This is a genomic window from Falsigemmobacter faecalis (assembly GCF_003863335.1).
Classification (GTDB): domain Bacteria; phylum Pseudomonadota; class Alphaproteobacteria; order Rhodobacterales; family Rhodobacteraceae; genus Wagnerdoeblera; species Wagnerdoeblera faecalis.
Window position 1 is genome coordinate 90,443 of record NZ_RRAZ01000013.1, and the last position, 25,686, is coordinate 116,128.

The 25,686-nt window shown below is 59.5% G+C and carries 36 protein-coding genes; 19 read left to right on the top strand and 17 right to left on the bottom strand.

Features of this window, described 5'->3' with window-relative positions; translation table 11 throughout:
- Complete coding sequence (locus EG244_RS10470; RefSeq protein ID WP_124964954.1) at nt 1-354, top strand: hypothetical protein; 354 nt, start codon at nt 1-3, stop codon at nt 352-354.
- Nucleotides 355-376: 22 nt separating this feature from the next.
- Here the strand turns inward: EG244_RS10470 and EG244_RS10475 are convergent, their stop codons facing one another.
- Both EG244_RS10475 and EG244_RS10480 read right to left on the bottom strand, forming a co-directional pair.
- Nucleotides 377-574, bottom strand: a complete 198-nt coding sequence (locus EG244_RS10475; protein WP_124964955.1) for a hypothetical protein — start codon at nt 572-574, stop codon at nt 377-379.
- Between the two features lie 28 nt (nt 575-602).
- Nucleotides 603-1,061 (bottom strand): MerR family transcriptional regulator, encoded by a 459-nt coding sequence (locus tag EG244_RS10480; RefSeq protein ID WP_124964956.1) that lies wholly within the window; start codon nt 1,059-1,061, stop codon nt 603-605.
- A gap of 83 nt (nt 1,062-1,144) precedes the next feature.
- Between EG244_RS10480 and EG244_RS10485 the strand changes: the two genes are divergently transcribed.
- Genes EG244_RS10485 through EG244_RS10505 form a run of 5 tightly spaced genes read left to right on the top strand, consistent with a single transcriptional unit; the run spans nt 1,145 to nt 5,626 of the window.
- The gene (locus EG244_RS10485) at nt 1,145-3,436 is read left to right on the top strand and encodes a heavy metal translocating P-type ATPase (RefSeq protein ID WP_124964957.1); all 2,292 of its coding nucleotides are present in this window, start codon (nt 1,145-1,147) and stop codon (nt 3,434-3,436) included.
- 4 nt (nt 3,437-3,440) lie between these two features.
- Nucleotides 3,441-4,064, top strand: a complete 624-nt coding sequence (locus tag EG244_RS10490; protein WP_124964958.1) for a methyltransferase family protein — start codon at nt 3,441-3,443, stop codon at nt 4,062-4,064.
- Nucleotides 4,061-4,546: a signal peptidase II gene (gene lspA / locus EG244_RS10495; RefSeq protein ID WP_124964959.1), complete on the top strand. Its 486-nt coding sequence runs from the start codon at nt 4,061-4,063 to the stop codon at nt 4,544-4,546. Before EG244_RS10490 ends, lspA begins: the two co-directional genes overlap by 4 nt.
- Nucleotides 4,547-4,556: 10 nt before the next feature.
- A complete protein-coding gene (locus tag EG244_RS10500) occupies nt 4,557-4,970 on the top strand; it encodes a disulfide bond formation protein B (protein ID WP_124964989.1) in 414 nt (137 codons plus the stop codon).
- Nucleotides 4,967-5,626 (top strand): DsbA family protein, encoded by a 660-nt coding sequence (locus EG244_RS10505; RefSeq protein ID WP_124964960.1) that lies wholly within the window; start codon nt 4,967-4,969, stop codon nt 5,624-5,626. The genes EG244_RS10500 and EG244_RS10505 overlap by 4 nt, the downstream gene beginning before the upstream one ends.
- Nucleotides 5,627-5,678: 52 nt before the next feature.
- Here EG244_RS10505 and EG244_RS20945 read toward each other — a convergent pair whose 3' ends face one another.
- Genes EG244_RS20945 through mntR form a run of 3 tightly spaced genes read right to left on the bottom strand, consistent with a single transcriptional unit; the run spans nt 5,679 to nt 6,580 of the window.
- Complete coding sequence (locus EG244_RS20945; protein ID WP_456071334.1) at nt 5,679-5,882, bottom strand: GDCCVxC domain-containing (seleno)protein; 204 nt, start codon at nt 5,880-5,882, stop codon at nt 5,679-5,681.
- Between the two features lie 20 nt (nt 5,883-5,902).
- Complete coding sequence (locus EG244_RS10515) at nt 5,903-6,109, bottom strand: heavy-metal-associated domain-containing protein (RefSeq protein WP_124964962.1); 207 nt, start codon at nt 6,107-6,109, stop codon at nt 5,903-5,905.
- 18 nt (nt 6,110-6,127) lie between these two features.
- Nucleotides 6,128-6,580: a manganese-binding transcriptional regulator MntR gene (mntR, locus tag EG244_RS10520; RefSeq protein WP_124964990.1), complete on the bottom strand. Its 453-nt coding sequence runs from the start codon at nt 6,578-6,580 to the stop codon at nt 6,128-6,130.
- 118 nt (nt 6,581-6,698) lie between these two features.
- Between mntR and EG244_RS10525 the strand changes: the two genes are divergently transcribed.
- The gene (locus EG244_RS10525; protein ID WP_124964963.1) at nt 6,699-8,024 is read left to right on the top strand and encodes an Nramp family divalent metal transporter; all 1,326 of its coding nucleotides are present in this window, start codon (nt 6,699-6,701) and stop codon (nt 8,022-8,024) included.
- Nucleotides 8,025-8,109: 85 nt separating this feature from the next.
- Here the strand turns inward: EG244_RS10525 and EG244_RS10530 are convergent, their stop codons facing one another.
- On the bottom strand, nt 8,110-8,703 hold the full coding sequence (locus EG244_RS10530; protein ID WP_124964964.1) for a L,D-transpeptidase: 594 nt from the start codon (nt 8,701-8,703) through the stop codon (nt 8,110-8,112).
- Between the two features lie 267 nt (nt 8,704-8,970).
- On the opposite strand from EG244_RS10530, the gene lnt reads away from it, so the two are divergent.
- The 10 genes from lnt (at nt 8,971) to EG244_RS10575 (ending at nt 16,226) form a co-directional block, all read left to right on the top strand.
- On the top strand, nt 8,971-10,533 hold the full coding sequence (lnt, locus tag EG244_RS10535; RefSeq protein WP_124964965.1) for an apolipoprotein N-acyltransferase: 1,563 nt from the start codon (nt 8,971-8,973) through the stop codon (nt 10,531-10,533).
- Nucleotides 10,530-10,703 (top strand): hypothetical protein, encoded by a 174-nt coding sequence (locus EG244_RS20670; protein ID WP_199737925.1) that lies wholly within the window; start codon nt 10,530-10,532, stop codon nt 10,701-10,703. Before lnt ends, EG244_RS20670 begins: the two co-directional genes overlap by 4 nt.
- 104 nt (nt 10,704-10,807) lie before the next feature.
- Complete coding sequence (locus tag EG244_RS10540) at nt 10,808-11,401, top strand: SCO family protein (RefSeq protein WP_124964966.1); 594 nt, start codon at nt 10,808-10,810, stop codon at nt 11,399-11,401.
- A 3-nt stretch (nt 11,402-11,404) separates the two neighbouring features.
- Nucleotides 11,405-11,878 (top strand): copper chaperone PCu(A)C, encoded by a 474-nt coding sequence (locus EG244_RS10545; protein WP_108437553.1) that lies wholly within the window; start codon nt 11,405-11,407, stop codon nt 11,876-11,878.
- A gap of 38 nt (nt 11,879-11,916) precedes the next feature.
- Entirely contained in the window at nt 11,917-12,459 is a 543-nt protein-coding gene (locus tag EG244_RS10550; RefSeq protein ID WP_199737927.1) for an SCO family protein, read from the top strand.
- A 16-nt stretch (nt 12,460-12,475) separates the two neighbouring features.
- Complete coding sequence (locus EG244_RS10555; RefSeq protein WP_199737928.1) at nt 12,476-13,639, top strand: M23 family metallopeptidase; 1,164 nt, start codon at nt 12,476-12,478, stop codon at nt 13,637-13,639.
- The gene (locus tag EG244_RS10560) at nt 13,636-14,106 is read left to right on the top strand and encodes a DUF411 domain-containing protein (protein WP_124964969.1); all 471 of its coding nucleotides are present in this window, start codon (nt 13,636-13,638) and stop codon (nt 14,104-14,106) included. Before EG244_RS10555 ends, EG244_RS10560 begins: the two co-directional genes overlap by 4 nt.
- A 459-nt stretch (nt 14,107-14,565) precedes the next feature.
- Nucleotides 14,566-14,862 (top strand): hypothetical protein, encoded by a 297-nt coding sequence (locus tag EG244_RS10565; RefSeq protein ID WP_124964970.1) that lies wholly within the window; start codon nt 14,566-14,568, stop codon nt 14,860-14,862.
- A gap of 408 nt (nt 14,863-15,270) precedes the next feature.
- Nucleotides 15,271-15,867 (top strand): single-stranded DNA-binding protein, encoded by a 597-nt coding sequence (gene ssb / locus EG244_RS10570; RefSeq protein WP_124964971.1) that lies wholly within the window; start codon nt 15,271-15,273, stop codon nt 15,865-15,867.
- Between the two features lie 107 nt (nt 15,868-15,974).
- Entirely contained in the window at nt 15,975-16,226 is a 252-nt protein-coding gene (locus EG244_RS10575; protein ID WP_124964972.1) for a hypothetical protein, read from the top strand.
- A 944-nt stretch (nt 16,227-17,170) separates the two neighbouring features.
- On the opposite strand, the gene EG244_RS10580 is transcribed toward EG244_RS10575, so the two are convergent.
- The 5 genes from EG244_RS10580 to EG244_RS10600 are packed head-to-tail and all read right to left on the bottom strand — an operon-like array spanning nt 17,171 to nt 19,534.
- Nucleotides 17,171-17,533, bottom strand: a complete 363-nt coding sequence (locus EG244_RS10580; RefSeq protein WP_158617289.1) for an NAD(P)-binding domain-containing protein — start codon at nt 17,531-17,533, stop codon at nt 17,171-17,173.
- A 47-nt stretch (nt 17,534-17,580) separates the two neighbouring features.
- Nucleotides 17,581-17,862, bottom strand: coding sequence for a DUF427 domain-containing protein (locus tag EG244_RS10585; protein ID WP_124964974.1), 282 nt, complete (start codon nt 17,860-17,862; stop codon nt 17,581-17,583).
- Between the two features lie 16 nt (nt 17,863-17,878).
- Complete coding sequence (locus EG244_RS10590) at nt 17,879-18,493, bottom strand: uracil-DNA glycosylase family protein (protein WP_081791466.1); 615 nt, start codon at nt 18,491-18,493, stop codon at nt 17,879-17,881.
- Nucleotides 18,490-19,071, bottom strand: coding sequence for a molybdopterin-dependent oxidoreductase (locus EG244_RS10595; RefSeq protein ID WP_124964975.1), 582 nt, complete (start codon nt 19,069-19,071; stop codon nt 18,490-18,492). The genes EG244_RS10590 and EG244_RS10595 overlap by 4 nt, the downstream gene beginning before the upstream one ends.
- 16 nt (nt 19,072-19,087) lie before the next feature.
- A complete protein-coding gene (locus tag EG244_RS10600) occupies nt 19,088-19,534 on the bottom strand; it encodes a hypothetical protein (protein ID WP_124964976.1) in 447 nt (148 codons plus the stop codon).
- 82 nt (nt 19,535-19,616) lie between these two features.
- Here EG244_RS10600 and EG244_RS10605 point away from each other — a divergent pair, with 82 nt between their 5' ends.
- A complete protein-coding gene (locus EG244_RS10605) occupies nt 19,617-20,297 on the top strand; it encodes a hypothetical protein (RefSeq protein WP_124964977.1) in 681 nt (226 codons plus the stop codon).
- Nucleotides 20,298-20,300: 3 nt separating this feature from the next.
- Nucleotides 20,301-21,230: a CorA family divalent cation transporter gene (locus EG244_RS10610; protein WP_124964978.1), complete on the top strand. Its 930-nt coding sequence runs from the start codon at nt 20,301-20,303 to the stop codon at nt 21,228-21,230.
- A gap of 20 nt (nt 21,231-21,250) precedes the next feature.
- On the opposite strand, the gene EG244_RS10615 is transcribed toward EG244_RS10610, so the two are convergent.
- The 6 genes from EG244_RS10615 to EG244_RS10640 are packed head-to-tail and all read right to left on the bottom strand — an operon-like array spanning nt 21,251 to nt 25,685.
- Nucleotides 21,251-21,565 (bottom strand): antibiotic biosynthesis monooxygenase family protein, encoded by a 315-nt coding sequence (locus EG244_RS10615; protein ID WP_051578302.1) that lies wholly within the window; start codon nt 21,563-21,565, stop codon nt 21,251-21,253.
- A gap of 19 nt (nt 21,566-21,584) precedes the next feature.
- Nucleotides 21,585-22,775, bottom strand: coding sequence for a cation:proton antiporter (locus tag EG244_RS10620; protein WP_028720611.1), 1,191 nt, complete (start codon nt 22,773-22,775; stop codon nt 21,585-21,587).
- Nucleotides 22,772-23,269, bottom strand: coding sequence for a peptide-methionine (S)-S-oxide reductase (locus EG244_RS10625; RefSeq protein ID WP_028720610.1), 498 nt, complete (start codon nt 23,267-23,269; stop codon nt 22,772-22,774). The genes EG244_RS10620 and EG244_RS10625 overlap by 4 nt, the downstream gene beginning before the upstream one ends.
- Before the next feature lie 4 nt (nt 23,270-23,273).
- Nucleotides 23,274-23,732 carry a carboxymuconolactone decarboxylase family protein gene (locus EG244_RS10630; protein ID WP_028720609.1) on the bottom strand — a complete coding sequence of 153 codons (459 nt, stop codon included), beginning with the start codon at nt 23,730-23,732 and terminating at the stop codon, nt 23,274-23,276.
- 2 nt (nt 23,733-23,734) lie between these two features.
- A complete protein-coding gene (locus EG244_RS10635; RefSeq protein WP_028720608.1) occupies nt 23,735-24,262 on the bottom strand; it encodes an N-acetyltransferase in 528 nt (175 codons plus the stop codon).
- Nucleotides 24,255-25,685 carry a mercuric reductase gene (locus EG244_RS10640; RefSeq protein WP_028720607.1) on the bottom strand — a complete coding sequence of 477 codons (1,431 nt, stop codon included), beginning with the start codon at nt 25,683-25,685 and terminating at the stop codon, nt 24,255-24,257. The genes EG244_RS10635 and EG244_RS10640 overlap by 8 nt, the downstream gene beginning before the upstream one ends.
- Nucleotide 25,686: the final 1 nt, after the last annotated feature.

The window sequence follows — 25,686 nt, forward strand, 5'->3', positions numbered from 1 at the left end:
ATGAAGATCGACCGACACCTGAATGCAGCGAACGGACTGACTATTGCGCCTCGGAAGCCCCAGGCGTGGCATGATGTGGTCGAGGAAATCATGGTTGAGACCCGTGGCCTTGACGATAACGCCCGCCGCGCCGCCCGCGCGTTGCGCACGATCTACCCCGAATACGACGACGACACGGCCAAGACCGGTATCATGGACTGCCTTGCGGACATTCGGCACCTCTGCGATCTGATGGGCTGGTCATTCGCTGATTTGGATAAGGACGCCCACTACAACTACAGCACGGAAGTTTCGGACTTTGGGGTGGCCGAGCACGCCAAGCTGCGAAGCGCAGTAGAAGCCGAATTGAACTGAAAACCAGGGCGCGAAAGCGCCCTTACTTATTGGAAGGCAGCCCGAGCTGCTTCCTTTCGCTCGGTGTCAGCTCTCGGCCGGTGTTGGTCAGATACTTGCCGGTATTCAGAAAGGCCTGCTGCGCATGGGCCCTACGGTTCTCAACCGTGGTAGGATCAGCAGCGGCTGCCGCGCTCAGGCGTGCAGCGTAATCGGCTCTATAGGCTTCGCGGCGGGCCATATAAGCTTCCACTCTTACGTGGTGCGTTTCAGACGTCCAGCGATTTATGATCATGTACAGTAGTTTCCGGACGAGAGTGATCGGTCGCGCAAAGCGAATGGTCACCCAGCACTTCGATCACGCGGCAATCGGCAATCTTGCCGCCTGCACATTGCAGGACCATGCGCTCGAGTTCGGCTTTCAGCGCGGTCAGGCGCGCAAGGCGGCTTTCGACTTCGACCAGTTGCGACCTTGCGATGGCATCTGCGGCGGCGCAGGACTGATCCGGCTTATCCGACAGGCTCAAAAGATCTCGGATCGCTTCTAGCGTGAAGCCAAGATCGCGCGCATGCCGGATGAACGCCAGACGCTCCATCGCCTTGCGGCCATAGAGTCTCTGGTTGCCCGAACTGCGTTCAGCTTCGGGCAGGAGGCCGATCTGCTCGTAGTAGCGGATCGTCGGAACCTTCACCCCAGCGGCCTCGCCCAGTTTTCCGATGGTCAGCATCAGATTCCCCTTGAAGCTATAGTTGCTAGAGACATTAGGTTGCTGATTCGATAAAAGCAACTGCCCGCTCAGCGGCAGGAGGAATGACGATGTCAGAAGCTGTACGCGAAACATCCTGTGACTGGACGGTAACGGGCATGGACTGCGGTTCCTGCGCGACCAAGATCAAGGATGCGGTGGCGCGCCTGCCGGGGGTGAGCGGCGTCGAGGTCGGGATCATGACAGAACGCCTGCGGCTGACGCTGGATGAGGCGCAGACCGGGCGGGACAAGATCGAAAAGACCGTCCGTGCGCTTGGCTATGAGATTGCGCCGCGCGCTGCCGGTGCGAAGAAGGATTTTGTGCTGCCCGGCACCCATGACGGGCACGACCATGACCATGCGGCACATGAGGGCCACGATCACGCCGGGCACGACCACGGCCCGAAGGCGGCCGCCGCAAAGCGCGACGAAAGCGGTCACGGCAGCCCCGGCCATGTCCACGACGACCCCGCCGACCGCGGCAAGCGCTGGTATCAGACGGCCAAGGGCAAGCTGGTAATCTTCACAGCGCTTCTGTTGGGTGCGGCTTGGATCATCGAGTATCTGGCGCCCGAGATCGGCAAATGGGCCTTCGTCGCGGCCTGTCTGATCGGCGTGGCCCCGGTGGCGCAGCGTGCCTTTGCGGCTTTGCGCATGGGGCAGCCCTTCACCATCGAAAGCCTGATGACCATAGCCGCCATCGGCGCGCTGTTCATCGACGCTGCGGAAGAGGCGGCGCTGGTCGTCTTCCTGTTCGCCGTGGGCGAGGTGCTGGAGGGCGTCGCGGCGGGTAAGGCGCGCGACGGGATCCGGGCCTTGGCGAACCTTGTCCCGAAGACCGCACAACTGGTCACCGGCGACACCACCCGTGAGGTGCCCGCCGCAAGCCTGACCATCGGCCAGACCGTGCTTGTTCGCCCCGGCGACCGGATTCCAGCCGATGGCGAGATCGTGGATGGCTCCTCGGGCGTGGACGAAAGCCCGGTTACCGGCGAAAGCGTGCCCAAGACGCGCGGGCCGGGGGATGCGGTCTTTGCTGGCGCAATCAACACCGAGGCCGCGCTCCGGGTAAAGGTCACCAAGGGCGCGGAAGACAACACCATCGCCCGCATCATCCGCCTTGTCGAAGAGGCCGAAGAGGCCCGCGCGCCGACCGAACGTTTCATCGATCGGTTCAGCCGCTGGTATATGCCCGCCATTGTCGCCGTAGCGGCTTTGGTGGTGTTGGTGCCGCCGCTGGCGTTCGGTCAGCCTTGGGACACTTGGGTTTATCGCGGCCTTGCCTTGCTCCTGATCGGCTGCCCTTGCGCGCTGGTCATCTCAGTCCCCGCCTCCATCGCTTCGGCCATGTCCACCGGGGCGCGGCGCGGGCTCTTGATGAAGGGTGGCGCCGTGATCGAGGCTGCGGCGAAGGTCGATGTCGTGACCTTCGACAAGACCGGGACTCTGACGCATGGCCGCCCGCAAGTGACGGATCTTGTGCTGTTCGGGGCCACCACGGAAGCCGAGCTTCTGGCCGTTGCGGCAGGGGTCGAAATGGGGTCGAGCCACCCGCTCGCCATCGCCATCCTGAACAAGGCCAAAGACGCAGGCGTGACCGCGCTGCCATCGCAGGATGCCAAGGCGCTGATGGGCAAAGGGGTTGTCGCGACCGTGGGCGGCGTGCCCGCATGGGTAGCCTCTCCGCGATACGCGATGGAGCATGGCGGGCTCGATGGCCTTGGTCTGCGGCAGGCGACGATTTTCGAAGAGGATGGTAAGACCGCGGTCGCCGTGTTCCGCGAAAAAAACCTGCTTGGCCTGATCGCCATGCGGGACGAGCCGCGGGCGGATGCCAAAGACGCGGTGCGCCAGTTGACGGCGATGGGGGTGACATCGGTGATCCTGACCGGGGACAACCCGCGAACGGCTGCCGCCATCGCCGGAAGCCTCGGGCTGAAGTTCGAAGCCGACATGATGCCCGAGGACAAGCTTGCCTACATCCGCGAGATCGGCTCCAAAGGCGGCGTCATGATGATCGGCGACGGTATCAACGACGCCCCCGCGCTGAAACAGGCGAGTGTCGGCGTGGCGATGGGATCGGGCACCGATGTGGCGCTGGAAACCGCCGATGCGGCGATCCTGCGCGACCGTGTCACCGACATTCCAGCCACGATCCGGCTGTCGCGCGCGGCAATGGCCAATATCCGCCAGAACGTTACCATCGCGCTTGGCCTGAAGGCGGTGTTCCTGGTGACCTCGGTCTTCGGCCTGACCGGCCTCTGGATCGCAATTCTGGCCGATACCGGTGCAACCGTGCTGGTGACGCTGAACGCGCTGCGCCTGCTGCGGTTCAATCCGGAACGGGAGGCGTAAGGCAATGATCTCAGGCTTCGGCTGGGCCACGCTGGCCCTTCTATTCGGCTATCTGGCGCTGTTTTTCTGGGGCAGCGCGCTGGCCGCACAAGCGGCGGGGCGTCCAGTCTGGCTCTTTGCGCGTGCCACCGGGCGCGACCGGCTGGCCGCCATGGGGTTCCGCGTGGCCTTTGCCCTGGCGTTCTTTGGGCCGCTTCTTTGGCTCGCCGTGCCTATGCTGCACAAGATCGATCCGCTTTGGACCGAGGGGCGCGGCGTCCTCCTTGGTCTGATCGGGGTCTTTGTCGCAGGGCTCGGCGCGATGGTGGCCTTTGCCGCGCAGATGTCGATGGGATCATCCTGGCGCGTCGGCGTGGTGGGCGGCGAGACGGGCGATCTGGTCTCGGGCGGGCTTTACCGCTTCAGCCGCAACCCAACCTTTGTGGGACAGGCGGCGCTGCTGACGGGTGTTGCCATGGCGGTTCCAGCAATCCCGACGATCCTGGCCCCGCTCATGTTCCTCTGGTCGGCCAGCACGCAAGTCCGGTCAGAGGAGGCTGCCCTACGCGCGTCAATCGGGCCGGACTACGACCAATACACCGCATCGGTTCCCCGCTGGATCGGCATGAAGGGCAAGACTGTTCAATGACCAAGGCGATGCTTATTTCCCTGATCGCTGCCGCAGTGTTGGCAGACCAATTGACCAAGGCGGCGGCGCTGTCGCTGCTATCGCAGGGGACTGCGGTCCCGGTCCTGCCGGGTTTCAACTTTTCCCTCGGGTTCAATACCGGCGCGAGCTTTGGCATGATGGGCGGGTTCATGGCGGGTAAGCCCCTCCTGATGGCGGGGCTGACGGGCGCGCTGACCATCGCCTTCGCCGTCATGGCATTCCGGGCGCAACATGCTTTAGAAAGGGCAGGCTTTGCATTGGTCGTGGGCGGGGCGCTTGGCAACATCATCGACCGGCTTCGGCAGGGTGCCGTGACTGATTTCCTTGATTTCTATTGGCGTGACTGGCACTGGCCTACGTTCAACGTTGCCGATATCTGCATCACCTTGGGCGCGGTCCTGATCCTTCTCGCCTCGCTTCACCTTCGCCGCCGCAAGGAGCCGGTTCTTGACCAAAGCTGATCCGCAATCCATGTCGCGCGACGACCTTACCTTGACTGCGGCCTTCTTGATCGCTCTGGCGGCCACGCTTGGTGCGCTCTTCATCGGTGAGGTGCTGGGCCAGATGCCCTGCACGCTCTGTTGGTATCAGCGCATCGCCATGTTCCCCTTGGTGCCGATCCTTGGCCTGTCGCTCTGGCAGGGCGACGGCATGGCGCGCGCCTATGGCTTGCCGTTGGCCCTCTCCGGGCTGGCGCTGGCGGCCTGGCATTCGGGGCTTTACGCAGGGTTTTTGCCCGCACCGATCGTGCCATGCACTGAAAATGGCCCCTCCTGCACCGGTGAGGCGCAGATGATCCTTGGCCTGCCGATCCCCTATCTCTCAACGGTCGCCTTTGCGGCGATCCTTGCCTGTCTCATCCTGCCGAAAGGACACCGCACATGAACCGCCGCACCCTTATCCTTGGAGCCTCCGCACTTGGTGTTGCTGCCTTCGCGGGTGGCGCCTTCGTGCAGAAGCAGCGCCGCGACGCCGAGGCAGAAGCGGCGACCGCCGCCACGCCAACCGAGGATCAGGTCCTCTTGGTCCGTGACTACTCCCCTAGGTTCGGCCCCGCCGATGCCCCCGTCACACTGGTTGAATTCTTCGATCCCTCCTGCGAGGCCTGCCGTGCATACCACCCCGTGGTGCAGGAAATCCGGCGGCAGTTTCCCACACAGGTCCGCGTCGTGCTGCGCTACACCGTCTTTCACGAAGGCTCGGACGAGGCGGTGCGGATACTCGAGGCCGCCCGGATGCAGGACAAGTTCGAGCCGGTGCTGGACGCGCTTCTGGAACAACAGCCCGGCTGGGCCGTTCATGGCTCGCCCGAGATGGATGTCGCCTGGGAAATCGCCGGAGCCGCAGGTCTCGATCTGGAGAAGGCGGAAACCGACCAGTTCTTTCCGGGGATCACGGGCATCCTGAACCAGGATGCAGCCGATGTCGAAGCCTTGGCCATTCGCCAGACGCCGACTTTCTTCCTGAACGGCAAGCGGCTGGAGAACTTCAGCGCCGACAGCCTGATTGCCGATGTGCGGTTCGCGGTCGAGAATAGCTGACGCCTCGTCTCTCTTTCGTCGGGCCGCAAGACTAGTGCAGACGCTTGCCTGACTATCCTCCGCAACATGAATGGTCCGCCTGAACTGGCGGGCATGCCACGTCGCCATATGAACAAAAGACGCAGCAATCGCCCGTTTTCGGTCGAAGTCTGGCACTGCAGTTGGCGCAGACGTGAACGAACTGGCAAGCGTCTACTGGCATTTGTTCCAATGAGCGGTGCCCGCAGTCCGGGCAAGTCAGTGTCGAATGGAGAATGGGTTGACCGGCCACGTTGATCACCCCGTAACGCGCGCCGGGTAGCCCGCATCAGTCGACGCAGTTGCAATGGCGTGTGCACTGGTCGCTGCGGTGTCGAAGACGACCTTGGCGGTGCGCGCCTCAAAATCGATCTCGACAGAGCGGACACCTGTGACACCCTCCATCGCGCTCTTGACCGTCACGGGGCAAAGCGCGCAGGTCATGTTGTCGATCACGAAGGACATCGTTGCTCCAGCCTGCGCTCAGGATCTGTTGGCGAAGGCAGAAAATAGGGCCAGTGTCCGTTCGCTGACATGGTGCTCGATGCCTTCGGCATCGCGTTCCGCCGTCTCGAGATCAAGACCCAGGCTCAGCAGGAAGCGCAGAACGATCTCGTGCCGCCGCCGACATTCCTTGGCCAGCGCGCGGCCCGCCTCTGTCAGAAAGACCGACCGATACTTCGCGCGGGTGATCAGCCCCTCCCGCGCCAAACGGTCGAGGGTCTTGCTTACAGTCGGCACTTTCACGCCAAGCCGGGCGGCGATGTCCACCGGGCGCGCCTCGCCCTGTTCGTGGATCAACTCGGCGATCAGTTCGACATAGTCCTCGGCCAATTCATTACGCCGGGCTTCGCGCACACACTGAAACGCCCCGGCGCGCAGATCCGCAGGCCGGTCATCCGAGGTGGCTTGGGGTGCAGGATCGAACTCTGTCATCCGTTCAGTGTCGCACGGGATGGATTGACAAGTAAAGGAGCGGCGCAGATTGTTAGCCTTGTCTAACTTTATGCGCCGCGACTTGTCGGGCGTGATCAAGCCGGGAGTGCCAAGAGCCATGACGACCAATGCCTGGCGGCAGGAAAGCGAGACTCCCTCCCTTTCTGAAGTCTTCCGCACCATCGCGGTCGGCAACGGTGGCACCAGCCGGTTCCGCCGGTTCCTCGCCTTCATCGGCCCCGGCTATCTGGTGGCGGTGGGCTACATGGACCCCGGCAACTGGGCGACCTCGCTCGCTGGTGGGGCGGCATTCGGTTACACGCTCTTGTTCGTCGCGCTTCTGTCGAACATCATGGCGATCCTCCTGCAGTCTCTCTGCGCGCGGCTGGCTGTCGCCTCGGGCCGCGATCTGGCGCAGGCCTGCCGCGATGCTTTCCCGAAATGGATGTCCGTCCCGCTCTGGATCTTTGCCGAACTGGCCATCATCGCCACAGACCTGGCCGAGGTGATCGGCACGGCCATCGGCCTCAACCTGCTCTTCGGCATCCCGCTCGAGATCGGCATCTTCATCACAGCCGCCGACGTGTTCCTGATCCTGTGGCTGCAGAACAAGGGGTTCCGCTGGATCGAGGCGCTGATCATCTCGCTGATGGCGCTGATCGCGGCCTGTTTTGTCGTGTTGATTGCTCAGGCCGACCCAGTCTGGGGCGAGGTCATCGCAGGCTTTGCCCCAAGCCGCGAGATTTTCAACAACCCGACGATGCTCTACCTCGCTCTTGGCATTATCGGGGCGACGGTAATGCCGCATAACCTATACCTGCATTCGGGGATCGTGCAGACTCGCGCCTTCGGGCTTGATCTGCCCTCGAAGCGCGAGGCGCTGAGGTTGGCGACTTGGGACAGCACCATCGCACTGATGTTCGCGCTGACGATCAATGCATCGATCCTGATCCTGTCCGCTGCTGCCTTCTACACCGTGGGGCAAAACGATGTAGCCGAAATTGACAAGGCGCATCTGTTGCTGGAGCCCTTGCTCGGCTCGTCGCTCGCGCCGGTCCTGTTCGGTGTGGCACTCCTCTGCGCGGGGCTGAACTCTACTGTCACCGCCACCATGGCCGGACAGATCGTGATGGAAGGTTTCATCAACCTGCGCATCGCCCCTTGGGCGCGGCGGCTGATCACCCGAGGCCTTGCCATCATCCCGGCGATCTTCGTGATCCTGCTCTACGGCAGCGGAGGCGTGGGGGAGCTTTTGATCCTGAGCCAGGTGGTGCTGTCGTTCCAGCTTCCCTTTGCCATCGTTCCCTTGGTGATGTTCACCGCCAGCCGCGCCAAGATGGGCGAACTGGTAGCCCCCCGTTGGCTGACCGGCCTTTGCTGGCTGATCGCCGCCGTCATCATCGTGCTGAACGTGAACCTGCTATCGACCGTTCTGCTGAGCTGACCTCAGCCACTTCCATTCGGATACGGAAGGTGAAACCAGTCACGGCGTCCTGCTTGAAGTCCAAGGGTGTGGCCCTGCAGCGAAATCAGATCAGCAGCACCTGAGTGCCAACCTGCGCCAAATCATAGAGTTCAATGACATGCTCATTGTAGAGACCGATGCAGCCATTCGATGATCTGCGACCGATCTTGCGGGTATCATGGGTGCCGTGGATCAAATAGGCAGGCCATGAAAGATACATTCCGCGGACACCAAGCGGGTTGTCCTTGGATCCGCCTTCGACCATCTTCGGCCAATCCGGGTTGCGCTCGAGCATGGACGCGGTCGGACGCCACGGCGGGTTCACGGCTTTGCGGACAATTTCGGTGCGCCCAAGCCGTGTCAGTTCCTCGGACAGAGGGACTGAAGACGGATAGAGCCGGTAGACCGACTGATCCTCTGACCAATAATGCAGTGCGCGTGACTTGGTGTCCGCCAGAATCGCACCGCCCCTAGTATTCTCAAAGTAGTCTTGCCATTGAGGCATCCGGAAGCTGGACACGTTGTTCCGCACGCTGCCGGATACAGGAGCCTGAAACTCGGTCGTGCCGTCCTGCGCCAAGGCTGGTAGGGCCGCAAGACCCGCCATCCCGACTGCTCCGCCCATCAAAGCCCGTCGCCCGATCCGTTCCTCGGCCATGGATCACTCCTTCACCTACGTTTCGGAATGGGCAGTATCGTCCTCTTGCCTCCGGGACAAATCAAAGAGCCGTCAACAGAGCACGGTTTGGGCCGAAAGCGCTACAATCACTGCGCCGTTCTTCTTGCGAGGTTTCTGATGGGCCCATGGAAGTCGACCAACAGGTCTCGACACTCTGACATTGCCGTGATCCGGCAACGCATGCCTTGCATCTCAAGTAGCTAGAGCAATTAGCCCTCGCCACTCAAGACGGGGGCTTTCGCAGGATTGATCACTTCAGACGCTCATCCCTTTTCCGGCAGAAAACTGCTTCAAGGTCTGCCCAGTTTGGGCAAGGCCCTGGCCGCTGGCGTCATACTTGTCCTGGCCTTGCCGCCGTATTCGATCCTGCCCTTTGCGCTGATCGCCTTCGCTGTGCTGGCAATTATGTTGCATGGCACGCCGTGGCCTGTCGCGTTTCGAATCGGATATCTGTTTGGCTTAGGCCAGTTCGTGCCCGGGCTTTTCTTGATCACCGAAAGTTTTCAGGTCGAGGCAGATCGGTTCGGATGGTTGGCTTTGCCAGCCGTGTTCGGCCTTGCAGCTCTGCTGGCAGTGTTTCCGGCTTTTGCCTGTGCCCTTGCCGCCCGCATGGCGCGCGCCGGATTGCCGCTCTCGCTTTCGCTTGCGACAGGCTGGACCGGCCTTGAATGGCTGCGGGGGCATGTTCTGACGGGGTTTCCTTGGAACCTTGCTGCCTACACGCTCGCCGATTGGTTGCCTTTCGCGCAGATGGCCTCCCTGGTCGGCAGCTATGGGCTGGGGTTCCTCTTGGTGCTTTGTTCAGCACTGGCAGGGCTGGCTTTCCGCGCGCACGACCGCAGATTGCAGGTCATCAAGTTGGCCAGCGCCGCCGCGATTGCAGTCACCGTCGTTGGTTTCGGTTTTGCGCGCCTGACCTTGTCCGATCCCCCGTCGGAGCGCGGCGCTCAAATCCGCGTCGTGCAACCGAACATTGCGCAAAGCGCCAAGTGGGATGAAGGATCCCGGAAAGCCAACATCCTGCAGCTTCTGGCTCTTTCTGCGCGCCCGGGCGACTACGATATCCTGCTTTGGCCCGAAACAGCTTGGCCGGGGTTTTTTGCCGAAGACACCGGGGCCCGCGTCATGCTTGGCTGGCTTTTGCCAGATACCACGGTCTTGTTGGCGGGCAGTCCCGAGCGGGAAGTTACACCCACCGGAACGGTGTACCGAAACTCTGTGCTCGCCGTGGCGCCTGACGGCTCTGTCCTGACGCGCTACGCCAAGCATCACCTTGTTCCCTTCGGTGAATACGTGCCGTGGCGCAGTGTTTTGCCATTCCAGCGTCTCGTCGAATCCCTCGGGGATTTTTCGCCCGGTCCGGGACCCCGCACCATCGCAATCGGCCCTCATCCTTACGCTGGCATCGCGATCTGCTACGAGATCATCTTTCCCGGGCATGTGGTCGATGATGCCATTCGACCGGACTGGATATTCAATGCAACCAACGACGCTTGGTTCGGTGCTTCCATTGGTCCAAAACAACATCTTGCATCAGCCCGGATGCGGGCCATCGAAGAGGGGCTACCTCTCGTGCGGGCCGCAAATACGGGAATCTCGGCGGTGGTCGATGCCTACGGCGAGACACTAGCGATGCTGGACATCGAGACTTCTGGCGTAATCGACGTGCGCTTACCGAGATCCCTGCCACCGACCCCGTACGCCCGTCTTGGCGACTGGTCCGTGCTTCTTCTTATACTTGTCTCTTGGGGGGTTTTCGCCTTCTGGGGTTGGCGGAAAAAGACTATCCTGAAAGGACAACGTACATGATCGGACCAATTTTTGGGATCGTCGGATTCCTGTGTGGCTACTATGTCGCCCGACAGCGCGGCGGAAAGACGCTGGACCGCCTGCAATATGGCGCAGGCTTCGCCATCGCTTTCGGGCTGTTTGGCACCCTCCTTGGCATTGCCCTCGCCCGGTTTCTTGGGGCTGCCTGATCGGCGAAACCTCGCCGGTGCTGCACTCCTCACCTTTTTGTCGGTTGAACCTCTAGTTGCTCGAGGTTCTAGACCGCACGCTGTTCTCATCGCCTGGACTGTTCATGCGTCTTCGTTCTCTTCAGATCATCCTTTGGGTCGCCGCGACTGCGGCGGTCGTCGCTTTTGCGGCGGCGCGGTGGTGGCCTGCAACGGAGGACAGCGCAGCTGCAGCATCTGCTTTCACGCCCACCTTCGCACTTGCAGACAGCGAAGGTCGTATCCGTACGACGGACGAATTCCGCGGAAAGTTCCTGTTGGTGTTCTTCGGCTTCACAAGCTGCCCGGATGTCTGCCCCACGACACTCTCCGAAGTTGCACAGGTCATGGATGACCTTGGATCCGAGGCAGGATCGGTGCAGCCGATCTTCATCTCGATCGATCCCGAACGGGATAGACGGCTTGGGCTGTCTGACTACACCAAGGCGTTCCACCCAGCGATCATCGGTCTGGCTGGAAGTGAGGCGGAAACACAGTCTGCGGCCGCAAGCTTCAAGATTTTCTACGAGCGTGAGGACGACACCTCTTCGCCGGACGGCTACACGATGGCGCACAGCCCCGGCCTCTATCTGATCGGCCCGGATGGCGCGTGGCTGCGTCAATTCACCTACGGCACACCTGCGGCCGAAATCCTCTCCGACCTTCAATCGAGACTTTGACCCATGAAACACTTCCTCCTTGCCGCATCTCTGATCGTGTCCGCGCCTGCCGCCATGGCCTGCGAGACCGTGACCATCGGTGATCTGACCGTTGAGCACGCCTGGTCCAAGGCGACGATTGGCGCGGGGCGACCCGGCGTTTTCTATGTGGGGATCACCAACGCTGGATCTGCGGACGATGCGCTGATCGGCATTGCAACGCCTGCAGCCGGTATGCCGATGCTGCACGAGACTGTCGTTCAGGACGGCATCGCATCAATGCCGCATGCGATGTCCATCCCTGTGCCGGCCGGCCAGAGCGTGCAGCTTTCGCCTGGCGGATACCACGGCATGCTGATGGGGCTGACGACAGCCCTGAAGGAAGGGGACAGCTTTCCGGTCACCCTCATCTTTGAAAAGGCCGGAGAGGTCACGATGAATGTCGATGTCCTTTCGTTGCGCGCGGAGGGTCCGGATTGCGCCGACGCAGGGCAATAATCCTCGGCGCTGGAGGTGCCATCGGAGCCGTCGCCTTCATGCTGGGCGTCGGAGCCTATCGCACGCGCAACAGGCCAGCTCTCAGCGAGGTCCTGCCCTTGCCAATCGGCGAGATGTCCTGGGCATTGACCGACCACCGGGGTCAGTCCGTCCGACCCACAGACTGGGCCCGTCGCCCGGTCATGGTGTTCTTCGGCTTCACCTGGTGCCCGGACGTCTGCCCGACCACACTAAGCGACATATCGCTCTGGCTCGAAGAACTGGGAGCCGACGCGGACCGCTTGATCGTGGCGCTGATTTCGGTCGATCCGGAACGAGACACGCCCGACGTCCTTGCGGATTACGTCAGCAATTTCGACCCGCGTATCATCGGGTTGACGGGTCCCGCCGACAAGGTCGCGCAGGCCGCCGCAGATTTCCGGGTAACCTATCGCCGCGTCGACAAGGATGGCGGCGACTATACGATGGACCACACCGCCGGTGTGTTCCTGTTCCACCCCGATGGGCGCTTTGCCAGCATCATCGACTTCCATGAAGACCGGCGCTTCGCCGTTCCCAAAATCCGCCGAACCCTCAGTTGAAAGGTCATTCTGCCAGATGATCCGCGCCGCGTTCATGATCCTTGCTGTCGCATCTCTCGCTCCGCTCCAGGCTGCGGCCGATCCTCCGACGGCGCATTCGCCTGTAGCATTCGAAGCCACAATCGAACCCGGTGACACATTGGACAGCGTCCTTGGTCACGCAGGAATCCCCGCGACGATCCGGGCAGAAGCCGCCTTGGCACTCTCGGGCGTATATGACCTGACCGACCTGCGACCCGGTCACCGGATCGAATGGACGGCAGCGTCCGGTGATCCAGCATCGCTGACACGCCTGTCACTCTTCGTGGAAGATGGTGTGGAGATCGCTCTTCGCTTCTATGGGCCAGTAGCCGCACAGCGCATCGACCCACCGGTTCGTGAGACGGACCGGCGGGAGACTTTGACCCTCGACGGAACCCTTTACGACGCCTTGACGGCCCAAAATGCGCCAGAACGCTTTGCGGTTGACCTAACCGCACTTCTTGCGGGCCAGGTCGATTTCAGGCGCGACCTGAAGGGCGGAGAGACCTTCGCGCTGGTCTGGCAGGAAGACCAGCTTCCCGATGGCAGCATCGCGGGCGAGCCGCGCCTGAGGTACGCGCGGTTGGAGCTTAAAGATCGCGTCCTCGAACTCGTTGCGACCGAAGCCGCCGGCCCGGTCATCGTCTTTGAAGATGGCGAAGCCGTTCAACGTTCCGCGGCACCCATCCTCGGTGCACGCCTATCGTCTGTCTTCGGCCGCCGGAACCATCCCGTGTTGGGTGGGGTGCGCATGCATACCGGGATCGATTACGCGGCACCCGTGGGCACCGAAGTCTCGGCGACCGGCGCCGGTCGGGTGATCTTTGCGGGCTCGATCCGCGGCTATGGCACCACGATCGACATTGATCACGGCGGTGGGGTCGTGACGCGATATGCGCATCTTTCAGAGATCGCCGAAGACGTTCGCGTGGGGTCACGGGTCAAGGCGGGAGACGAGATCGGCGCGGTCGGCGCGACAGGACTCGTGAGCGGCCCGAACCTCCACTACGAAGTTCGTGTCGATGGCCGACCGGTCGACCCGAAAGACCAGGACGCCCTGCCGGAGCAAGAGATTGCTACCGCTGCTGACCTTGATGCACTCGCCACCTGGCGCAGCGAAACCGGCTTCATGCCAACCACTGACGAGGAACGTGGATGAAAAGGTATTCTATCGGTCGCCGTGAACTCATGCTTGCATCGGCAGCCTTCGCCCTAGCCCCTGCCGCAAGGGCAGAGGAAGAACCGCCAATCCATGTTGTAAAAGGGCGTGGCTGCGAATGTTGCGATGCATGGGTGGACTACCTGCGCGAACAGGGGTTCACTGTTACAGATGAGGTATCGATGGGAACGTTGCTGATCCGCTTCAAAATGGATCAGGGCATTCCAGCAAAGGCGTTCTCCTGCCACACGGGCACCGTTAATGGCTACGCGCTCGAAGGGCATGTCCCTGCTGCAGACATCCGCAAGCTGCTCGACGAGCGTCCCGACGCAGTCGGCCTTGCAGTACCCGGCATGCCCTACGGCTCTCCCGGCATGGGATCAGAGGACAGTCGAGACGCCTATGACGTCCTGCTGGTTGGCCGGGATGGCAGCCTGGAAGTTTATACAAGCTATCCGGCAGCGTGACATGACCGACGAGCGGGTCGGCTCAGCCTGTTCGGTTTTTCCTATCCACGCAGGAAATGGCGTCCGGTCACGTTATTTTGACTAACCGGGGTTTTAGCATTGGGGGCATATGATCGTTCTATGCGAATGCTCTTGCTCATCGCCTGGCTATTCTCCGTGTGCGTCAGTTCTCCTGGCGCTGCGTCAGAATACTATTCGGAAGATTTATCGCAGAATTATGCCGCCTTTGAACACGGATGTTCTGGTGCTGGATGCACAGAGACCAGCATTCATGGCGTTTGCCACTGGATCGCCGAAATGATGCCGTTGCATTGCTTTCATCGCACGAAAAGTAATGGGTCAGCCTTTATTCTAGTGCCGGAACGAAAGCGCAGCCTAACCTATTCACCAAAATTACCTCCGCCGCGAAGCTGGTCCTGACGGATACAGCACCTTTCTCAGTCGGTTCCCGGAGGCCATATGTTTACCAGACGATCTGCCATCGGCTGCACCACAGCAGCTTTTTTGACGACACCAAGCATCTTGCGCGCGCACACCGAAGACCCGTTCGTTCTGCCTGAGCAGTTCCAGCCGAAAGAAGTTCGCGTGCGCGAACAGTATGCGGCGGGAATGATCCTTGTGATACCTCACCAGTTCTACCTCTACCACATTTTCGAGACCGAAAGAGCGATCCGCTATGGTGTCGGAGTCGGCCGGGCAGGTCTGGAGTTCAAGGGAATTCAACGTTATCGGATACATATTGTTGGTGGTTCATAGTTGGGTAGCGGATCACTAACCAACGGATTCTTTATCAGATTGATAAAATTAGGGGCAACGTCAGACTGGAAACGTGTAATAGAGAAAGTATCGTCATCTCTAGGCATCTTGGCCTCCAATCTCGGCTTGAATAAGGCAGCGTTTCAAAGGAGTTAAAGGGAGTGTTTGGATAATCCTCTAGGAGAGAGGATCCAAAGGAAAATCCACGCACCTCTTTAGCCTAAATGGAGGAAATTCCACGCGCTAAATAGTTGATTTTGCTGCATTTTTTTATTGACGCACGAAGCAGACGCGATACATTCATAAGCATCGGGACCGACAGCACAGGAGCAACGTCGGACGGCACAGGAGCCTACCCGCCCGAGGACAAGGCCCCATCACAACACACCTGATTGCGGAGGAAGAATTATGGCTGGTTCTCTCAACAAAGTTCAGCTGATTGGCTACCTCGGGAAAGACCCCGAAACGCGGACATTCCAGGATGGCAGCAAGGTCGTGAACCTGCGCGTGGCCACGTCTGAAACGTGGCGCGACAAGAACACCGGCGAGCCGCGCGAACGCACCGAATGGCACAGCGTCGCGGTCTATAACGAAGCTCTGCAGAAGATCGCTGAGCAGTACATGCGGAAGGGCGAACTGGTCTACGTCGAGGGCCAGCTCGAAAACCGCAAGTGGCAGGATCAGTCCGGCGCAGATCGTTATTCCACCGAAGTAACTGTCCGTTCATTCCGCAGCGCCCTCGAAATGCTCGGCAGCAAAGGGTCGCAGAATGGCAATCAGACCGGCGGCGGGGCCTCTGGCGGCTCCTATGGCAGCAACGGCGGGGACACAGGCTATAACGGCGACTTTGGGCAGGGTGGCGGCCAGAACGCCCGCGGCGGCCAGCAACAGCGCCAAGCCCAGCACCATCAGGGCAGCCAGCAGCAACGCAATAGTGGCCCTCAGGGAGGCTATCAGCAGGGCAATGGCGGCAACGGCCCGTCATACCAGAGCAACGCCTACTGAGGCAGCAGACGGCCTCTGAGACGAAACAGGCTGGCATTCGTTATGCCAGCCCACCAACCCTGAATTTCCAATCCCGATAGCCCCTCAACCCTCACAGGATAAGAGCCATGCAACTGAAAACGATCACCACCTGCGACGAGAACAACCCTCATACGGAGCTGTTTCTGCACGAAGAAGATCTGAATGATGCTCTGAAGGAGCACTATGAAAGCGTCTGGAAGGAAGTGGGCATCGAAGAGCCCTGCCCCGACACTTGGGAAGCGATCTATGAAGAACTCAGCTGGCGCAATGTCATGCAGGCGCGCCACATCGCGCACGTAAAAACTCACGAACTGTTTCGCTCGAAGCCTGTTCACTAAGGTTGACGGATGAGCGATCGGGAATAAAGTTTGAAGCTGAAGGATGGGATGCATGCTTCATAGGGTGCGAAAGCACCGGGCGTAATTGGCAGAGTGGCCCCTGATAAACCTGCCAAAGTTCTGGTCCGGATCTCCAAAACCGGACGCGAGAGCAAAGAAAAGCCCTGCTTCGGCAGGGCTTTTCTATACGAACAACAATATCACCGAGCAGCAGACTATCACATACAATGCAGCAGCAAGCGACATTTTAAGCCTTTTCTGACGAAAAGGTATTACGCTTCTTTCGACCGAAAGCGGACGCTCTATCAATCGAGGCTCATTTACTGACCTCAATCGCTTTCGCAAATCCATACTTGCCCTCCTGACGCTTGGCACAACTATCGCCTCAAATCTCCCTTAAATGTCCATGCTAATCCAGATCCTGTTACCAGTGCAGTTATATAAAGAACGGGGCTCCCAAGGACTGAACCTACGAGCATGGTCATGCCGGTCGTCATGAAGATCATCTGACCGAGCGTGCAGTTACATGAATGGGCAAAGTTGGTCAGCGCATCCTTTAGCTTTTCGCGGTCCATAGATACGAATCCTTTGCAAGGGGTGTGATAAGCATGAGGTTAACGCAACATATTAAAAAAACGAGATTACATATTTTAGTGAGGCGCCGGAACAACACAAAAATACGCTGGCAGGCTGCGATTTTAATTGCCTGATATAGCCAAAAAAGCTAATGTTTAAGGGCAGCTATAGGCTGCGCATTGTCACAGGAGACACAATCATGCCCAGCATGAAAAGCCGCATGGCGGCCTTCCGCAATCGCGTCAATTATGCCGAACAAGCCTTCCTGCGTCACGAGGACAGCAGGGAGTTGGATAACTGCTTTGAGATGTACGATGGCGAATTCGTGGTTGTCGCCCTTATGCGACGCGCTGCACGAAACCCCGATCTTATCCGCAATCAACCATATGGATGCCTTTAGCGGCCAGCACCTGGGCGCGCGCGACGCTCTCTTTGAAATGGCTGTTGCCTCCATCGATGATGATGTCGCCTGATGTGCAAAGTTGGCCCAGCTCGGTCAACACCTGCTCGGTTACTTCACCGGCGGGAACCATCAGCCAGACTACACGGGGCGCAGCTAAAGCTGCGACCAAAGACCCGATGTCGGCATAGCTGACTGTGCCGACTTCTTTTGCCAACGCTTCCCTCGTCGTCTGGTTTGCACTGTGAACGTGACATTGATGCCCGGCCTTCGACAGTCGCCGGACCATGTTGCCGCCCATTCGTCCGAGACCGATAAATCCCAGTTCCATCGTTATGTCCTTTCTTGATTTCCAATGCATATTTGGGCCGGTCCGGCTCAGCTCACCTGTACGCCGCGCCAAAAGGCGACCATGCCCCTTATTTGCGCTGCCGCCGACTTGGGAAATGCGTAATACCAAGCGGCATCAGGGTTAGTCTTTCCGTCCACCTCTAGTGAGTAGTACGATGCGGTCCCTTTCCAGGGGCAAACCGTTTCGTGCGTGCTTTGCGATAGATACTCCGCCCGTACACTTTCGATCGGAAAGTAGTGATTGCCTTCGACAACAATGGTAGCGTCGCTTTCTGCGATGACTTTGCCGTTCCAGATTGCCTTGACCATTTGGCGTCCCCTTTTGTCAGTCTGTCTGATCCATGACCTCGCGGACACGCAGACGGAGTGCCGGAAGGAGTTCTGTCCCGAACCAGGGATTGCGGCGCAGAAACGCGTTGTTGCGCCAGGAAGGGTGCGGCAGCGGCACGACTACCGGCGCCCAATGGCGCCAGTCAGCAACAGTGGCTGTTACGCCCGCCTTGCGTGCGTCTGCGCCCAGGTGCCAACCATGGGCGTAACCCCCGATCAAGATAGTGAGCCTTACCTGATTGAGCGCGTCCAGCGCCCGGCTTCGCCACGTTGCCGCGCAGCGTGGTGGTGGCGGCAGGTCGCTGCCATTCACATGATAGCCGGGAAAGCAAAATGCCATGGGTAGGATACTGATCCGGTCGCGATCATAGAATTCATCGCGCGTAACCCCCAACCACTCACGCAACCGGTCGCCCGAGCGGTCATCGAAGGGGATGCCGGATTCGTGCACGCGCAAGCCAGGCGCCTGCCCAACAATCAGAATCCGTGCGCGTTGCCGCAGCCAGACGACTGGCCGGGGTTCGTGCCTTGTGGCAGTGGCTGCGAAATCTGCTGCGCACATACGGCAGGGCCGTATTTCCTGTGCTATCGCCGGCTCGCCAGCACTCATCCTCTGTACCTTTGTTCTTTCCAGGGATCACCGTAGTTGTGATACCCCAGCTTTTCCCAAAAGCCCTTGTAGTCGTAGGGACTGAAATGGAGGCCACGAAGCCACTTGGCGCTTTTCCACAGATATAGGTCCGGCACCACCAGTCGTGCCGGGCCACCATGTTCGACGCTCAGCGGTTTACCGTCGAACTCTGTGGCCACAAAGGCTTTGTCACCTAACATATCGACCAAACGCAGGTTCGCGGTGTAGTTGCCGTCCGCACGCGCCTGAACATAAACCGGATCAGCTACTGGGCGAACGAGATCGGCCAGTACAGAAACTGCCACCCCGCGCCAAAGTGTGCCCAGTTTGGACCATCTGGTCACGCAGTGCAGATCGGCGCTGAATTCGCGCTGTGGGAGGGCCTGAAAGCCCTCCCAGTCCAGTGTGATCGCCTGTTCGACGTCACCGTCGAGGGTTAGCGACCATGTTTCCTTGTCGGCCGTCTTGGGCGTACCGGCCGTCATTACCGGGAATTTCTGAGTTACCACCTGATTGGGCGGAATGCGCGGGCGTCCATCTGGGCGAAGAGTACTCATCGTCAGCTCCCGATTGTCAGTAGACCTCAGTGACCTTCAGCTTACGGCCGCGAAACTCGCAGAATTCACCGGCTCTCTTGCCTTCCAGGGCCTCGTAGATTGGCGCCGCTTGTGAGACACCGATAAATTTCTGCCCCTGACATGAAAACTCTCCTGTCGAGACGCCAATGACCAGATAGCGATCCCCGATCCGCACTGCTGCGCCCGGCGCCACTTCGGTTTTCGGTCCGAAATCAAGCGCGTTCAAAGCCGAGATTTTGGCTTCCACTTGATGCTCGCGGTCGTCGAACGCTTCTGCAAGGTCGGCGGCGGTTTCTGCTTGGCCCTGTTCGTCATTTTCAATCGGTTCCGTGCGATCCAGCCGCGCGGCGCTGAGAAATCGCTCATAGGTTTTATGTGCTTGCTCAAGTTCGGCCTCTGTCAGGGCCAGCATCGTGTTGCGCAGGTGGTTCTTGTCGATCATGGGTTTTCCTTTACGATAGTTGGAGTTGTTAAGTTGGTGATTTTGCGGGGCTTCTGATCCCGCTCAAGCGGGGGAAAAAGATTTGGGCGCAGCGCTTTCCATCGTTATCCTGTTCGCGATCTCGTCCACGATCGTGCGGGTTGCGGCCGTCTTTTTGGAACACACCGGCATTTCACGCGACGTTGCCAGAGTTCAGGCCATGTCGGCACTTAGCGGCACGGGGTTCACCACGTCTGAATCCGAACTGATCCTCCAAACACCCGAGCGCAGACGTATCCTTGTGATCTTGATGATTACCGGTTCCGTCGGTTTGGCCTCGGTGGTGGCTACTGTTGTGGTTGGGGCCTTCGGGATCAAGGAAACGGCCAGCGGGTTGTTGTTTCAGCTTGCGGCGATCACCACAGCAATTATCTTTGTGCGCTACGTGCTCTTTTCCTCTGTCGTCGATAAGTTCATTTGCGGCATGGCACATGCGTGGCTCGTCAAATACATGGCGCATGTTCCGTTCACGGTTTTGTATCAGTTGGATGCGGACATGGTGATTGCCCAGCATAGTTTGGCGAAGGCACCTCCTTCGAACAATGCGAAGTGGCCCGGCGACCTGACCCTCATCGGTGTGCAAAGCGCCTTCAACGCCGAGATAAAGCCGTGGGACGGAACGCCGTTGCCTGAAGGTTCGACCATGGTCTTGGCGGGGCCACGGGCGTCGCATCATGAGTTTGCCGCCGCCTATGGATTGACCCCGGATACAGGAGCGCACTGAGGCATGACAGACGTCAAAACATCGCCGGGGTTTCTTCACCTGCACGCACTGAACGGGGGCGGGGAATGGCTCCATATGTGTATCAAGCATCGAGAGACCAGCGCCTATCTCATGGAGGTGGCCATGCTCGACGACCTGGTTGTCGATGCGATGATCGAAGAGGATACACGTTCGCGCGTGCGCGTTCTTGATGACGGGATCATGGTGCTTTTGAAGGCCATGCATGTCGGTCAAGACATGGCCCGCCCTGAAGATATGGTGTCGATCAGGATCTGGATCGACAAGACGCGCGTCATTACCACACGCGAGGCCGATGTTGACCCGATCCTGGCCCTTCATCAGAGGTTGTCCGCAGGCGCAGGCCCAACCACACCGGGTGAGTTTCTGGCTGATCTTATCGAAGAACACCTTGACGAGGTCGATGACCACATCGAGGAATTGGAAGACGCGGTCAACAGGATCGAAGGGCTTGTGGGCACTCATCAGACCGAGGCTGCCTGCCCCAACATGGCACAAACCCAATCGCGTATCAGCGGCTTCTTGCGCCACCTCGGGCCACAAAAACCCGTGCTGGAACACTTGTCGCGCTGCAAGCACTCCCTTTTGAGCGAGAGAGAACGCACGCGGATCGATGATGGGCTTGATCAGCTTTTGCGGTATCTTGAAACCCTGCAAAACCTGCGGGACCGCGTTGAGATCCTCAACGATCAAGTTGCCCGCATTCAAGACAGGCAACTGACGCGCAGCTCCTTTGTTTTCTCGGTCGTGGCGACGCTGTTCCTTCCGCTTGGGTTTATTGTCAGCGCGTTCGGTGTGAACCTCATGGGGGTTCCCTTCGAAGGGCATGCAAATGGTTTCACCATACTGATGGTGATCTGTTTGGCTCTGGTCGCAGGGATGCTGGTCTTGTTCCGCTGGCGAAAGTGGTTCTGACGGAGGTGGCGGCTGCATTTTCATGCGCCGGTGAAGTTCATCGCGTGATGCTCAACGACCTCGGCAACAACCACATCATACTCCAAAAAGACACCGTTCTTGCCGCGGTCTTTGGCGTATTTGTGCTCGGGGTGGACATCCCATTCCTCGATCGCCTCGAAATCTTCGAAGTAACCGATAAGCACCTTTTCTCCGTCCTCTGCGGTAAAGACCTTGTGGCTCATATACCCCTTTAGCCCCTTCACCACGGTCACCATGCGGGCGTAAAGCTCGTCAAACTCGCCTTGGAAGTCGGGATCAACCCGGTGGCGAAAAACCTCTACATGCATTGCCATTATAGTCTCCTTTTCTGGTTCAAGATTTCATGCGCCCGATGCGGGTCGCCAAGGGGGTTGAACTGAGGCCGTGCAACAGGATGGACAGGCCAACAGTCAGCGAGACACAAGCCAGCAGTTCCTCTTCATTCGGGAAATCGAATTGATCCATCATCAGCAATGTGAAGAGGATCGAGGCCAGACCGCGTGGACCGAACCAACCAAGGAAGAGCTTCTCACGCGCGGGTAGCCCGCTTCTTGTCAGAGAAACGAAGATTGGCAAGACACGGACCAGCGTGAGGAAGACCAACGCAAGAATGATCGTATTTGGCCCTGCGTGCGCCAATCCGTCGGGCAGCAGAAACGCACCGAACACCAGAAACGCCGCCATCGTCAAAAGTTGGCCAGCCCCCTCCATGAACTCGCTGATAAAGTGGATGTCATGACGGTAGGTGTTGCCAAAGACCATGCCCGCAACAAAGGCCGCAATGAACCCGTTTCCGTGGATGGCAACAGCAAACCCGTAAGCTGCGAAGGCGGTCACGAGAAAGACCACCGCCCCCGCCGCCTCTTGCATCAAGTCGCGGTTTTGCGCCCAGTCCATCGCCTTGGCCGCCACCCAACCGACGGCAATACCAGCGAGCGGACCGAGCACAATCTCGGTGGCGGCCTCCAGCGCCAAACCATCGGTCTGCGCGCCGCCAACCGACGACGCAAGGACTGCACCCAAAAGAACGAAGGGTAGCACCAGCCCATCGTTCAGCCCGCTTTCCACATTGATTGTCTGGCTGAGGTGGTCTGGCACCTCTGGGTTCGAAACGACAGATTGCCCCAGCGCGGCATCCGTCGGCGTCAATACTGCGGCGGTCAGCAATGCAACGGCAAACCCAGACGTAGGGTTGAGCCAAAGCGCGACAAGTGTCCCAAGCGCGATCGTCAGCGGCAGCCCGATCACCAGCATCCGTGTCGGGATCTGCCAATCCATCACCAGTTTCTTAAAGCGCACATGGCTAGCGTCAGAGAACAGGATCAGGATCAGCGTGATCTCGGCCAGAATTTTTTTACCTTCGTGGATCACATCCGGCGACAAGCTGGCGCTCAATGGCACGGACAATGCAAAGCCAAGCGCTGTGAAGATGATTGGCAGGGTAAGCAAGCTGCGCGAGATTGCTTTGCTGAGCAACGAGTAAATGGCAAAGGCCACAAGCACGAGAAGGACTGCGGGGGTCATGACGTTGTGTATTCCTTCTTGAGCAATGCACTGTGCCGGGCCCGAAGCTTGGCAAGTTTCGGCGCGATATAGGTGCGGCAAAAGGGCCGTTCGGGGTTGGATTTGTAGTAATCGTGAAATCGGCTGTCCGAAGGCTTGAAGCCCCGGTGCATAAGGCTGCGCGTAACAAAATGCACCTCCGCCTCTGCGGCAAGGTCCCGTATATGCGTCGCGCACGCGTTTTGCTGCTCCGCGGTCATACTGTAGACCGCGCTTCGATACTTGCCACGCATCTTGTGATCGGCCTCGCTGGCATGGGTGCTCAGGTGGACCGCGATCAGGTCTCGCAAGCTCACGCGATCAGGATCAAAGGAGATTTCCACCGCCTCGGACCACGCCTCGTCAGGGCCGTCGGAGCGGATAAAGCCTTGCCGCACCTCTGACACGCCCTCAAGCGGTTGGAAAACTGCCTCGGTGCACCAATGGCACCCGCCTCCAAAGCCGATGGTTACCACAAGATCACTCCGCCACTGGAACCTGACCTTGGGCCAGTTTCAGGCGGGTCCAGAGGTTCATGTTGATGACGATGGCCGCGATTTCGGCGATGGCTTTTTCGTCGAAATGTGACGTCAGGCTTTCATGCCGCGCTGCAAAGGCCGCCGGATCATAGGCCGTGAGCGCCTCGCAATAAGCCAGCGCGCAGCGTTCTGCCGGGGTGAACATCGTGCTTTCGCGCCAGCTTGCCAGATGCGCGACCTTTTCAACCGCGATTCCCTGATCATGGGCCGCTTTGGTGTGCAGGATCAGGCAATAGGAACAGGGGTTCATCTGGGCGACGCGTAGACGCAAAAGCTGGGCCAAACGTCCATCTACCGACAGATCGGCAGTATACCCAACCGAGGCCGCCATTTGCTTAGCGATCCCGTGAAACTCGATCAAATCGGGATCAAATCGGGTATTCTCGAATGTGACAGGCATTTTCAATCTCCCAGATTGAATTTCTTGCGCCAGTTTGCGCGTGTCCCACCGACCTTGCGCAGGAATGGGCAAGTCAGACGGATTTCATGGGAGCGGGTTTCAATTTCTTCAAAGACCTCGGCCGCAAAACGTGCGCCAAGGCCGCTGCCACGAAAGGATGGATCGACCTCGATATGCGTCAGGATCATCCGGTCGCCTTGCCAGACATAGCTGACGAACGCGTCAGATGGGGCCATGTGCCGGACAAAACGTTGCGCCCGTTCTTCGTGAATAAGGCCGGGGTCGTAAAGACCCGCGCGGGCTAGTTCCTTTTCAAGTTCAGGCAGCTTTGGGTTGCGCAGTTTGCGGCCCTTGATCTGGAAGGTCGGGAACTTATCTGCGCTGCCCGCCAACTTGGTCAGGCGCACGGCCGCGCGCGGGTCCTTATCAACTTCGGCCAATTCATAGGCCAGCCCGCGTTCTTCCAGGGCGGACTGATAGAACCGCGTCTTGTGGCAGCGGACCTCGCCAAACAGGGTGATGTCATGCATTGGCGGCCGCCAGCGGTTTCAAGCCTGCAAGGATCGTCGGGATCAACTCGGCGACGGTCGGGTGAACGGGCAGCGCCTGTTGCATGATCTTGTAGCTGGCACCCGTGGCCATGAAGTTCGAAAAGATCGCGATGATCTCATCGCCCGCGATGCCGAACACTGTGGCACCCAGAATAGCCTCGCTGTCGCCGTCCACGATGATGCGAATCAGGCCGGTTGTCTCGCTTTCTTCCTTGGCGCGGCTGATGTCGGCCATCTTCATGTCGGCGATTAGGATATTGCGCCCTTCGGCAGCAAGTTTTCGCGCCTCGGTGCGGGACAGGCCGACGCGTCCCAGCGGTGGGTCGGTGAACATGGCATAGGTCGTTGGCCGCTGATCGGCGTCCTTCCATTGATAGCGGTCTTTAATCTTATCGAGATCGGCCAGCACGATTTCGTGGTCGTGATAGCTGGTATGGGTAAAGGCACCACGCCGGTTCACATCGCCAAGCGCCCAGAGGTTGGGCACCTTGGTGCGCAGCTTGGCATCGGTCGGAACGTAACCGCGTGAATCGGTCTCCAGCCCGACCGCCGCAAGGTTCAGCTTGTCGGTGTTCGGGGCACGCCCCGTGGCAAACAGGACATGACTTCCCGCGATCTCGGTACCATCCTCGAGCGTCATCAGAACGCCGCGCATGCTGCGCCCGACACCTGCGATCTTGGCGTTCAGGTGCAGCGTCACGCCCTCATCCTGAAAAAACTTCGCGATGATTTCCGAGACATCCTCATCCTCGCGTTCGGCCAAACGGTCGGAACGGTGTACCACCGTGACCTTGCTGCCGAGGCGGCGGAAAATCTGACCCATCTCAAGGCCGATGTAAGAACCTCCCACAATGATGAGGTGATCAGGCAATTCATCGAGCGCCAGAAGTGATGCATTATCGAGCGCATCGATGTTTTCAAGGCCGGGAACTGGCGGGGTAAACGAACGAGTCCCGGTATTCAGAAAGACCTTGTCAGCCGAGAACTTGCTTTCGCCTACAGAGACGATGAACCGGCCGTTTTCATCGAACCCGGCAAGACTGCCCCAACCGTGGATCACCTCGACACCTTTGGTGCGCTTTAACCATGCTGTCAGTCCCCGGCGGGCGGTATCGACACGCTCGCGCATCCGCGCCATTGCGGCGGGAAAATCCACAGTAACCGCGCCCGTGGAGACGCCAAAATCCGCCGCGCGCCGCACCATATGCGCAACGCGCGCCGACTTGCGCAACGTCTTGGTGGGTGTGCAGCCGCTATTGACGCATGTCCCGCCCAGCTTGTCGCCCTCGATCAGGGCAACGGATTGCCCGCGATTGGCCAACCCAACCGCGAGCGAAGGTGCCGCTTGGCCAGAACCGATGATTACGGCGTCAAAATGATTCATGTCTTCGTCCTCTGCCATT